Here is an 11,220-nt window from a genome sequence, read left to right as displayed (position 1 = left end):
TTGAGGGAAGGGGCGGGGAGGGGAAACAGCCCGCCGCAGGCGCCAAGCCGCGCCGGACACCCCGGCCCCGGGCGGGCGACACGGGCCGGGACGCGTCGGCCCGTCACGGGTCGACCGGCCGTACCCCGGTGTGCCGTGCGGCCGTACCCCGGCGCGCCGTCCGGCCGCACCCCGGCGTGCCGTCCGGCCGCACCCCGGCGGGCCGTGCGTCGTCGTCCTCGCGCGCCGTGGCGGTGATCCCCGGTGATCTAACATCTGGCAGGTGCCGCGCTCACATGTACACTCCGCCGAGGCCGCTCCCGACGGGGAAACCCTGGGCGCCCTGCTCCGCCGCTACGACAGCGCCGGTGAGGCCGTCTCCTGCGAACCGCTCACCCAGGGACTGCTCAACCGGGGCTACCGCCTCGCCACCACCCGCGGCCGGTTCTTCCTCAAACACCACCTCGACGGCGACCGCACCGCCATCGCCCGCCAGCACCGGGTCACCCAGCGGCTGGGCGCGCTCGGGGTGCCCGTCGCCCCGCCGGTCCCCGACGCCGACGGCCGTACGGTCGCCGTCATCGGCGGCCGCTGCTACGCGTTACACCCCTGGATCGACGGACAGCACCGCGCCGGCGGTGAGCTGACCGCCCCCCAGTGCTGGCGGCTGGGCGGCCTGCTCGGGCTTGTCCACACCTGTCTGGAGCGCGTCATGCGGGCCCGTACGGGCGACCGCCGGCCGCCCGAGGCGGCGGCCGACCCCGAGGACACCTTCGCCGTCATCGACGAGCTGCTCACGCTGATCCGGGGGCGCCGGGACCGTGACAGCTTCGACGAACTCGCCGAGCACCGCCTGGTCGAGCGGCGGACGCTGCTGGAGCGGCACGCCCACCGCCGCCCGGAGGCCCACGCCGCGCCGGCCGCCGGCTGGGTGCACGGCGACTTCCACCCGCTGAACCTGCTCTACCGCAACACGGAACCGGCCGCCATCGTCGACTGGGACCGGCTCGGGGTGCAGCCGCGGGCCGAGGAGGCGGTCCGGGCCGCCGCGATCTTCTTCGTACGGCCGGACGGCACCCTGGAGCTCACCAAGGTGCGCTCCTACGCGCGGGCGTACCGCTGCACGGCGGGGGCCGGGGCCTTTGAGATGGCCGCGGCCGTGCACCGGGTGTGGTGGGAGCGGCTCAACGACTTCTGGATGCTGCGCTGGCGCTACCAGCGCGGGGACCGGCGCGCCGATCCGCAGTTCCCGGCGGCCGCGGCGCTGGTGGTGTGGTGGACCCGGGAGTACGACGCGGTCCGGGACGCCTTCTGCGGGTGACGTCCGGCCCGGAGAGGGCCTTGGGAGGGGGCGCCGCGGGGCGCCCCCGGACCGTTACGGGATGCCGCCGTCCGTGGAGCCCGCCGTATCGGTGGGATCGGTGGTGGGATCGGTCGTCCCGCCGTCGGTGGGCTCGGTGGTCGGATCATTGCCGCCCGGGGTGGTCGGATCGTCGGTGGGCACGTTGGTGCCCGGGTCCGTCGGCGAGTCCGTCGGCTGGTTCGTGGGGTGGTCTTCGGAGTACGAGGGCCTCGGGTCGCCGGACGGGGTGTAGTCGTCGCCCGTGTTCCCGGCGGTGGAGTCGTCGGTCGGGGCCGAGTCGCCGCTGGTGTCGTCGGTCGGCTTGTGGCTCGGCTTGTCGCTCTTGTCCTGGGTGACCGACGTCTTGGGCTTGTCCGGCTGCTTGTTGCCGTCCTTCTTGCCGGCCTGGAGGGCGAAGGCGACCCCCGCCGCGACCGCGATCACCGCGAGCACCGCGATCAGCCACACCTTGCCGCGGCCCTTACGGCGGCCGGAACCGCCGTGGTAGCCGCCGTCACCACCCGGGCCGGTGACGATCGGCTGCTGGGAGGTCTCGCCATGACCGGGGTGGGGCAGCGCGGTGGTGGCCCCGGACACACCCGGCATGCCCATGGCGGGGGTGGCGGCGCCCAGGTGCTGGGTGACCGGGCCGGTACTCCAGACACCGGTGTGGCCGCCCGCCTCGTGGAGCATCTGGAGCGCGTACTGGACCATGCCGCGCATTTCCTCGGCGCTCTGGAACCGGTCGTCCGGGTCCTTGGCGAGGGAGCGCATGACCAGGCCGTCCAGCTCCGGCGGCACCGTGCCGGAGGTCTCCGAGGGCGGCACCGGGGTGTCCTGGACGTGCTGGTAGACCACCGACAGCGGGGTCTCCCCGGTGAACGGCGGGCGAAGCGCCAGCAGCTCGTAGAGCAGACATCCGGTGGCGTACAGATCGGAGCGGTGGTCCACGGCCTTGCCGAGGGCCTGCTCCGGCGAGAGGTACTGGGGTGTGCCCATGACCATGCCGGTCTGGGTCATGGTGGACTGCGCGCCGTGCAGGGCGCGGGCGATGCCGAAGTCCATCACCTTGACCGCGCCGCTGTGGGTGATGATCACGTTGGCGGGCTTGATGTCGCGGTGCACGATGCCGTGCTGATGGCTGTAGGCGAGCGCCTCCAGCACCCCGGAGACGATGATCAGCGCCTGATCCGGCGGCGGGGCCTCGGCGTTGAGCAGCAGATCGCGGATGGTCCGGCCCTCGACCAGCTCCATGACGATGTACGGCACGGTGTTCTGGCCGACGGTGTCCTCGCCGGAGTCGTAGACCGCCACCACGGCGTGGTGGTTCAGCCCCGCGACGGACTGTGCCTCGCGGGTGAAGCGGGCCTTGGACACCGGGTCCTCGGCCAGATCGGCGCGGAGCAGCTTGACCGCGACCGTCCGGCCGAGCCGGAGGTCCTCGGCGGCGAAGACTTCCGCCATACCGCCGCGGCCGAGACGACCGGTAAGCCGATATCGGCCATCGCCAACAAGCCCTCCGTTGCCCCACGCTTCGGGCAAATCCGGCATTCCGGACCCGCTGGCGTCAGGTTCGGAGGGCCCCTGGGCGCTCTGGGTCTGTGCCATCGGTCCTCGCCGTCTCGTTCTCGGTGGGGGTCTGGTCGAGATCGCCCCGCCCACGGGCGGTACGGTTCCTGCTAGGGCACGCTACAGCCTTCGCGCCGTACATCGGTTGGCGATGGACCGGCCATCAAACCTGTTGACGCCAAAGCGATGCAAATCGCGTGACGGGTTCTTGCTCATCCGGTCACGGAACGGGCACGCGGCTTGACGTGTCCGTGGCCTCGGGCAGACTTGGCCACGATATCCAGAACATCAAGATCAATGCGTCGAAACGTGCGCGTCAGAGTAGTGAGTGCGCCAAGGGGGAAGCACGAAATGAGCCAGTACGGCGCATCGGGCAGGTATCACGGCCACTCTCTGGCGAACGGCCGCTATCAACTGCGTGACCTGCTGGGCGAGGGCGGAATGGCCTCCGTTCACCTGGCCTATGACTCCGTACTGGACCGCCAGGTCGCGATCAAGACGCTGCACACCGAGCTGGGGCGCGAGCAGTCCTTCCGCGAGCGGTTCCGCCGCGAGGCCCAGGCTGTAGCGAAACTCACGCACACCAATATCGTCTCGGTCTTCGACACCGGCGAGGACTCGGTCGACGGCTCGCTGATGCCGTACATCGTCATGGAATACGTCGAGGGCCAGCCGCTGCGCGCGGTTCTGGACACCGATGTCCGGCAATACGGTGCGATGCCGACCGAAAAGGCGCTGAAGATCACCGGCGATGTGCTGGCGGCGCTGGAAATCAGCCATGAGATGGGGCTGGTTCACCGCGACATCAAGCCCGGTAACGTGATGATGACCAAGCGTAATGTGGTCAAAGTCATGGACTTCGGCATCGCCCGCGCCATGCAGTCCGGGGTCACCTCCATGACCCAGACCGGCATGGTCGTCGGCACCCCGCAGTACCTCTCCCCCGAGCAGGCGCTGGGCCGCGGCGTCGACGCCCGCAGCGACCTGTACTCGGTCGGCATCATGCTCTTCGAGCTGCTGACCGGCCGGCTGCCCTTCGACGCGGACTCGCCGCTGGCCATCGCGTACGCACACGTCCAGGAGGAGCCGGTCGCGCCCTCCACGATCAACCAGTCCATTCCCCCCGCGGTGGACGCGCTGGTCGCCCGCGCCCTGAAGAAGAACCCGAACGAGCGCTTCCCGACCGCCGAGGCCATGCGCGACGAATGCGCCCGGGTCACCCGCACCGGGCAGACCGGCGCCTCCCCGATCATCATCAGCGGCGGTCCGCCGGCCCGCAGCGGCGTCGGCGTCGGCTCGGCCGTCTTCCCACCGATCGACCAGCAGACGCCCGCCCCCGGCCCCGGTCCCGGTCCCGGTCCCGGCAGCATCCAGACGCCGTATCAGCCGCAGCCCTCCGCCGGGCAGTACGGCACCTTCGGCCCGTCCACCCCGACCCCGGCCACTGCGCCGATGGGGCAGCACGGCTACCAGACCCCGGCGCCCTCGTACCAGGGCCCCAGCACCCCGCCGCCGTACAGCATCTCGCCCTCGGGGCCGTCCGGAGGCGGCGGCAACAGCAACAAGCGCGTGATCATAGGCTCCGCCGTCGTCGCGGCGGTCGCGGTCATCGCCGTGGTCCTGGCCATCGCGTTCAGCGGTGACGGCGGCTCCAAGGACGAGAGCAAGGGGGGCGGGGGCAGCGGCAAGCCGTCGAAGCCGTCGGCCTCCGAAAGCGCCGAGGGCTTCCGCATGGGCGACAAGACCAAGACGATCGAAACGTCGAAGTGCACCGACGCCTACGAGGACTCCGACGAGAAGGGCACGTACTCGGTGCCCGACTTCCAGAACCTCTACATCGACTCGGTGAAGAAGTGCATCCGGGCCGCGGGCTGGAAGTACCGCGTGGTGACCCAGGACGAGAATCTGTGGGGCAAGGGCACCGTCCTCAATTACACGTACCGGAACTACGAGCCGTACAACCCCAAGACGGACACCATCGAGCTGACCGTCTCCACGGGTAACCCGGGATAGCCCCCGGGGCAGCCACGGCTCTGCGCCGGCCACGCGCCCGGCGCACCCCGCCCGCCTCCTCATACGACGCCGCGGGCCGCACCGGAAGGTGCGGCCCGCGGCGTCGTTTCGTCGTACGGTCGTTCCGTCGTTCCGTCGTTCCGTCGTACGGTGCGTGGCTCAGAGATACGGGCCCGAGCGGGCGCCGCCCGGCTTGGGCGCGCCCTCGTCCTCCTCGCCCCCGCCGAGCCCCGGCGGCAGCGCCCGGCGCATCTGCTCGAGCTGGGCGCGCGCCGCCATCTGCTGCGCGAACAGGGTGGTCTGGATGCCGTGGAACAGCCCCTCCAGCCAGCCGACCAACTGGGCCTGGGCGATGCGCAGTTCGGCCTCGGTCGGCACCGCCTCGTCCGTGAAGGGCAGCGACAGCCGCTCCAGCTCCCCGATCAGCTCGGGTGCGAGCCCGTCCTCCAGTTCCTTCACCGAGCTGGAGTGGATCTCCTTGAGCCGGACCCGGCTGGCCTCGTCGAGGGGTGCGGCGCGGACCTCCTCCAGAAGCTGCTTGATCATGCTGCCGATCCGCATGACCTTCGCCGGCTGCTCGACCATGTCGGTCACGGGAATCTCGCGCGACTCGTCGTCCCCACTGCCCTCGCCGGAAGCAGGGCCGACGCCGCCGAGTGCCATCCCGTCCGGACCGACGACCAGGACGTGCGGGCTCTCCTGCGCTCGTTCGTTCATCGGCTGGTTCATACCCCTATTGTTCCGCACCGGCATCCGGTCCGGCGGGCGAGGGTCGGGGATTCGGCGCCGGTGTCAGCGGCGGCGCAGCCGCAGACCGAAGAACGCCAGGCCGAGGCCGAGACCGGTGAGTGCGAGACCGGTGCCCAGCGGCAGCACCCGCATCGCCCGATCGCTGGGCTCGGCGGCGGTCCGCTGAGCACCGTAAGGCTGCCCGGAGGGGAGCGGTTCGCGCGCCTGGTGGCTGTCCGGGCGCTGCGGCATGGGGAGGGAGGAGGGTGTCCACTCGGGCACCAGAGAGAACCGCCCGGCCCCCTCGTCGCTCTCGTTCCCGCTCTCGTTCCCGTCTCCGTCGCCGTCCCTTGTCCCGGCCGAGGGGTCCTCGTCCGACGGGGAGGGGGCGGGGGGCCGGGTGCGGCCGGGGTGCGTACGGCCCTCGCCCGCGCGGGTGCCCGCCAGCCCGCCGCCGTCGTCGTCGCCGTCGTCGTCGGCTTCGGCCGCGTCGTCTTCGGCGGCGGCGTCGTCTTCGGCGCGGGCGGCGGGGGTGGTGGAGGCGGCTGAGGTGGCGGATGCGGCGTGGGCGGCCTGGGCCGCCTGGGTGGCGGTCAGGGCGGTGCCCGCCAGCAGGGCCGCCGCGGGGAGTGCGCGGAGTGTCGCAGGGTTCACGGTGGTCACCCTCCCGTGCCGAACCGTTGCGTAACGGGATCAGCGTCACATGAGGGTATGTACCGGGCACCCTGGGCGCCGCCGTACGGACCGCGACGCCGCCATGGCTGCGGCGCTGCCGTCCGTACGGCTGAGGCCAGGCCGGTGCCGAGTCTGTGCCGGGCCGGTGCCGAGTCTGTGCCGGGCCGCTCCGGGCCTGCTCGCGCCGCTCAGGCCGTCAGCAGGATCTTCCCCACATGCTCGCTGGACTCCAGCAGCCGGTGGGCCTCCGGGGCATCCCGCATCGGGATGGTGCGGTAGACGATCGGGCGGACCCGGCCGCCCGCGATCAGCGGCCAGACATGCTCCTGCACCGCCGCGATGATCGCCGCCTTCTGCGCCAGCGAGCGGCCCCGCAGCCCGGTGGCCGTCACGGCGGCGCTCTTGGAGAGCAGAGCGGCCAGGTTCAGCTCGGCCTTCGCCCCGCCCTGGAGCCCGATGATCGCCAGTCGGCCGTTGGTGGCGAGCGTCTCCACATTCCGGGCGAGGTACTTCGCGCCGACGATGTCCAGGATGACGTCCGCCCCGGCCCCATCGGTGGCCCGGCGGACCTCCTCGACGAAGTCCTGCTCGCGGTAGTCGATCAGGATGTCGGCGCCCAGCTCCCGGCAGGCCGCCAGCTTCTCCGGGCCGCCCGCGGTCACCGCGACCCGCGCCCCGATCGCCTTGGCGAGCTGGATCGCCATGGTGCCGATACCGCTCGATCCGCCGTGGGCCAACAGCGTCTCGCCCGGCCGGAGATGGGAGATCATGAAGACGTTGGACCATACGGTCGCGGTCACTTCGGGCAACGCGGCGGCCGAGACCAGGTCCACGCCCTCGGGGAGGGACAGAAGCTGCCCCGAGGGAACCACCACCTTCTCGGCATATCCACCGCCCGCGAGCAGGGCGCACACCTCGTCGCCCACGGCCCGGCCGGTGACGCCGGGGCCCAGCGCCGAGATCCGGCCCGAGCACTCCAGCCCGGCATAGGGCGCGGCTCCGGGGGGTGGCGGATAGACGCCCTGGCGCTGGAGCACATCCGCGCGGTTGACACCGGCGGCGGCCACGTCGACCAGGACCTCGCCCTCACCGGGTACGGGATCGGGGACCTCGGCCCATACCAGGGCTTCGGGGCCACCGGGTTCGGGAATCGTGATCGCATGCATGGCCGCGAGGCTACTCCTGGACCATCGGCGCGCGAACGATCGTGATCAGCCGGTCGGCCGCCTGAAGCGGGCTGGCGTCGGGGTCGTCGTACGCGAGCAGACGATGGCCGCGCAGCACCGACACCACGAGGTCGTCGGTGTCCCGCACCGACTTGCCCACCTCCGCCTTCACCACCGTGCGCTCCACCAGGTCCAGGCCCGAGCCCTGCTGGATCAGATCCTCGATCACCGCCCCGGCCGTGGGGCTCTGCACGCTCATGCCCAGCAGCCGGCCGGCCGCGCTGGCGCTGGTGATCACGGCGTCGGCTCCGGACTGGCGCAGCAGCGGCGCGTTCTCCTCCTCGCGCACCGCCGCCACGATGTTGGCGCCCCGGTTGAGCTGCCGGGCCGTCAGCGTGACCAGGACGGCGGTGTCATCGCGCTGGGTGGCGATCACGAACTGGCGGGCGCGCTGCGCCTCCGCGCGCAACAGCACATCGCTGCGGGTCGCGTCGCCCACCACCCCCGCGAACCCGTCCGCGTTCGCCGCCTCGATCACCTTGTGGTTGGGGTCGACCACGACCACCCGGTTCTTGGCCAGTCCCGTCGCGCAGAGGGTCTGCACCGCGGACCGCCCCTTGGTGCCGAAGCCGACGACGACGGTGTGATCACGCAACGCTGACCTCCAGCGGTTCAGGCGGTACTGCTCGCGGGTTCGTTCGGCCAGGACTTCCAGGGTGGTGCCGACCAGGATGATCAGAAACAGCACGCGCAACGGCGTGACCAGCAGGATGTTACTGAGCCGCGCACTGTCGCTGTACGGCACGATGTCGCCGTATCCGGTCGTCGACAGCGTGACGGTCGAGTAGTAGACGGCGTCGAGGAAATCGACGCTTTCGTCGGAGTTGTCGTGGTAGCCGGCGCGGTCGACGTACACGATGACCACTGTCAGCACCAGCACCAGCAGCGCGAGCAGCAGCCGGCTGGCGACCTGGCGCAGCGGGCCCGCGGGGAAGCGGGGCAGATGGACGCGGTGGCCGCCGTCCCCGGGGGTGCGGGCGGCCGCGTCATGGCTGGGCAGCTTCACGCCGGGCCCTCCTCGGGGGATATGTCCTCACCGTCTCCATGGCGGGCTGCGTTGTCCTTACGGTGGCTCGCTCGGGGCGTGCGGGGGGCTCGGCCTGTGGGGCGCGTTTGGTCCGCGTGGCGCCTTTGGTCCGCGTGGCGCCTTTGGTCCGCGTGGCGCCTTTGGTCCGCGTGGCGCCTTTGGTCCGCGTAGCTCAGTTGCTCTGTCGCGATCGCCGACCACGGGAGATCCAGCACCTCGACCTCGGTGCCCCGCTTCGCCCCGCCGGGCGGGATCACGGCGAGGCCGTCGGCCACCGCGATGCCGCGCAGCATCGCCGGGCCGGTGAAGCGCAGCGGCACCGCCGCGTCCTGCCGGAAGGTCACGGGGACCAGCCGGGTATCCCGCGGATGCCCCTGTACGGCCTCGGCCAGCGGGGCCGGGCCGGGGGCGGGGGCCGGGCGGCCCGTCAGCGTCCGCAGCAGCGGCTCCGCGAGGGTCAGCAGACCGGACACCGCCGCGAGCGGATTGCCCGGGAGTCCCACCAGGTGCCGGGCGGGGCGGGTTTGGGGTCCGGGAGTTTCGGATTTCCCGGGGTTCTCGGATTTCTTGGAGTCCTCGGGGTTCTCGGGTGCCAGCCGGGCGAGCAGCATCGGGTGCCCGGGGCGCACCGCCACCCCGTCCACCAGCAGTTCCGCGCCCAGGCGGCGCAGCGTGGGGTGGACGTGGTCCACGGGCCCCGCGGCCGTGCCTCCGGTCGTCACGACGACATCGGCGGACGACTCGGCCACCGCCGCGCACACCGCGTCCGCCTCGTCGGTCAGCCGCCGGGTGCCGGTGACCTCGGCACCGAGCGCCCGCAGCCATGGCCCGACCATCGGCCCCAGCGCGTCCCGGATCCGGCCGTCCTGCGGCAGCCCCTCGGTGAGCAGCTCATCGCCGAGGACCAGCACCTCGACACGCGGCCTGCGCACCGTCGGCAGCTCGTCGTACCCGGCCGCGGCGGCCAGGCCCAGTACGGCCGGGGTGACCAGGGTCCCGGCGGGGAGCAGTTGATCGCCGCTGCGGCACTCCTGGCCGCGGGTGCGGATGTCCTGGCCGAGGACGACGGGGTGGGCGGCGGACGCGTGGAGCCAGCCGTCGCCCGCGTCGGTGCCGTACTCGCTGCGCAGCACGGCGGTGGCGCCGGGCGGGACGCGGGCGCCGGTGGCGATGCGGACGGCGTGGCCGTCGGGCAGGGCGGCCGCCGCACCGTGTCCGGCGAGGATGCCGTGGTCGTGGTCCGGTTCGTCTTCACGGGTGGAGGTGGGCAGCCGCCAGGGGCCGGGGCCCGCGAGCGCCCAGCCGTCCATGGCGGAGGTGTCGAAGGGCGGCAGGTCGGTGAGCGCGGCGAGCGGCGCGGCCAGGACCTGTCCGAGCGCCTCGGACAGCGGCCGCATCACCGGGGCGGCGTGGGCGGCCTCCTTGACGGCGGCGCGGGCGGCGATGGCGCGGGCGTCGGGCCAGGAGGTGGGGCTGCGGTGCGGCTTGTCCATAGGGGGATGCGGGTGGGAGGTGGGTGCGGCTGGGGTGCGTTTCGAGTACGGGGCCGGGGCCGGGGGCTGCGGGGCGGGGGCCCTGGACCGCATGTTCTTGCCGCCAGTCCCCTCTGACGTCGAATTACCCAGAAATTCGCGCCACACGTATACGTCGGCTTCCAGATCCCCCGCCGCTCCGCCCCCGTCCCCTCCCGTCTCATCTGCCTCATCGCGGCACTCCCGCCGTTTCGCCGGCCGCTCCTGGGCCAGGTCGAGGGCGGTCTCGGCCCAGTCCGTCCCGGTCGGGTCGGCGCCGGTGTCGCGGCCTCGTTCGGGGGCGGGCCGGTCCGGGCGGCCGTTGGCCAGGTCGAGGGCCGCGTCCGCCCAGTCCTCGTCCTCCCTGCCGAGTGGCCGCTCCGGACCCTGCGGTGGGGATTCGTTGGCCAGCGCCAGCGCCTCGTCGACCTCTCGATCGAGCGGGTCCCCGTCCCGGGGGTTGCGTGGTGTCACTGCTCCTCGGCCCAACGCGCGGCCAGCGCCGCGGCCTTCTCGGTCGCGGCGGCCAGTGCCTCCGGGCCGCCGCCCTTCTGGGCCGCGGCGTAGCCGACGAGGAAGGTGGTCAGCGGGGCGGCGGGCCGGGCGACGCCATGTGCGGCGTCACGGGCCAGATCGAGTAGCGCCGCGGTGTCGACATCCAGGTCGATCCCGAGCTCGGCCTTGACTGCGGTAATCCATTCGTCCAACACGCGTCCATGCTCCCTGATGCGCGCTCGAGCCGTGGTGATGTCATCCCAGGTGTCGCAGTCGAACGACGCCGTGGGGTGCTGGAGGCGGGCCAGGGCCAGCTCGGAGACGAGGAGGCGCAGGGGCAGCCCGCCGAGACCGCCGTGTTCGGTGGCGAGGAGGGCGATCTCGCGGCGCAGCGGCTCGGCGCGGTAGGCGGCGACAAGGGGCTGCTCACGGCCGTCGGAGTCGATGAGCTGGGCGCCTTCGGTGCCCTCGACGCCGTTGAGGAGGGTCTCCACGGTTTCGGGGGTGAGGAAGGGCAGATCGGCGGAGAGGACGAGGACGACCGGAGCGGTGGTCTGGCGGACGCCCGCGTCGACGGCCGCGACCGGGCCGCCGCCGGGGGGCTCCTCCCGGGCCCACCGTACGGGCCGCGCCGTGGGCCTGCGCGGGCCGACG

The 11,220-nt window shown here is 72.6% G+C and carries 9 protein-coding genes; 2 read left to right on the top strand and 7 right to left on the bottom strand.

The features are described 5' to 3' along the window. The first annotated feature begins 262 nt into the window (after positions 1-262). Entirely contained in the window at positions 263-1,300 is a 1,038-nt protein-coding gene (locus tag KN815_RS36455; protein WP_216346129.1) for a phosphotransferase, read from the top strand. Between the two features lie 54 nt (positions 1,301-1,354). Here KN815_RS36455 and KN815_RS36450 read toward each other — a convergent pair whose 3' ends face one another. Then, positions 1,355-2,929: a protein kinase domain-containing protein gene (locus KN815_RS36450; protein ID WP_216346128.1), complete on the bottom strand. Its 1,575-nt coding sequence runs from the start codon at positions 2,927-2,929 to the stop codon at positions 1,355-1,357. 312 nt (positions 2,930-3,241) lie between these two features. On the opposite strand from KN815_RS36450, the gene KN815_RS36445 reads away from it, so the two are divergent. Further along, a complete protein-coding gene (locus KN815_RS36445) occupies positions 3,242-4,903 on the top strand; it encodes a protein kinase domain-containing protein (RefSeq protein ID WP_216346127.1) in 1,662 nt (553 codons plus the stop codon). A gap of 159 nt (positions 4,904-5,062) precedes the next feature. On the opposite strand, the gene KN815_RS36440 is transcribed toward KN815_RS36445, so the two are convergent. The 6 genes from KN815_RS36440 to KN815_RS36415 form a co-directional block, all read right to left on the bottom strand. Further along, positions 5,063-5,632: a bacterial proteasome activator family protein gene (locus tag KN815_RS36440; protein ID WP_216346126.1), complete on the bottom strand. Its 570-nt coding sequence runs from the start codon at positions 5,630-5,632 to the stop codon at positions 5,063-5,065. A gap of 63 nt (positions 5,633-5,695) precedes the next feature. Then, positions 5,696-6,286 carry a hypothetical protein gene (locus KN815_RS36435; protein WP_216346125.1) on the bottom strand — a complete coding sequence of 197 codons (591 nt, stop codon included), beginning with the start codon at positions 6,284-6,286 and terminating at the stop codon, positions 5,696-5,698. Positions 6,287-6,495: 209 nt separating this feature from the next. Beyond that, the gene (locus KN815_RS36430) at positions 6,496-7,473 is read right to left on the bottom strand and encodes an NAD(P)H-quinone oxidoreductase (protein WP_216346124.1); all 978 of its coding nucleotides are present in this window, start codon (positions 7,471-7,473) and stop codon (positions 6,496-6,498) included. 10 nt (positions 7,474-7,483) lie between these two features. Further along, positions 7,484-8,539 (bottom strand): potassium channel family protein, encoded by a 1,056-nt coding sequence (locus KN815_RS36425; RefSeq protein WP_216346123.1) that lies wholly within the window; start codon positions 8,537-8,539, stop codon positions 7,484-7,486. Continuing rightward, positions 8,536-10,545 carry a molybdopterin molybdotransferase MoeA gene (locus KN815_RS36420; RefSeq protein WP_372458574.1) on the bottom strand — a complete coding sequence of 670 codons (2,010 nt, stop codon included), beginning with the start codon at positions 10,543-10,545 and terminating at the stop codon, positions 8,536-8,538. The genes KN815_RS36425 and KN815_RS36420 overlap by 4 nt, the downstream gene beginning before the upstream one ends. Beyond that, a partial coding sequence (locus KN815_RS36415; RefSeq protein ID WP_216346122.1) for a DUF6457 domain-containing protein occupies positions 10,542-11,220 on the bottom strand: 679 nt, incomplete at its 5' end. The genes KN815_RS36420 and KN815_RS36415, both read right to left, overlap by 4 nt.

The sequence above is a fragment of the Streptomyces niphimycinicus genome (genome assembly GCF_018883605.1).
Lineage (GTDB): Bacteria > Actinomycetota > Actinomycetes > Streptomycetales > Streptomycetaceae > Streptomyces > Streptomyces niphimycinicus.
The sequence above is the reverse complement of the archived record's forward strand: the minus strand, read 5'-3'. Positions and strand labels throughout refer to the sequence as shown.

Bases quoted from the DNA above. Each gene is read 5' to 3' on its own strand.
- KN815_RS36440 (WP_216346126.1), bottom strand. From the start codon at position 5,632: ATGAACCAGCCGATGAACGAACGAGCGCAGGAGAGCCCGCACGTCCTG.
- KN815_RS36430 (WP_216346124.1), bottom strand. From the start codon at position 7,473: ATGCATGCGATCACGATTCCCGAACCCGGTGGCCCCGAAGCCCTGGTA.
- KN815_RS36450 (WP_216346128.1), bottom strand. From the start codon at position 2,929: ATGGCACAGACCCAGAGCGCCCAGGGGCCCTCCGAACCTGACGCCAGC.
- KN815_RS36445 (WP_216346127.1), top strand. From the start codon at position 3,242: ATGAGCCAGTACGGCGCATCGGGCAGGTATCACGGCCACTCTCTGGCG.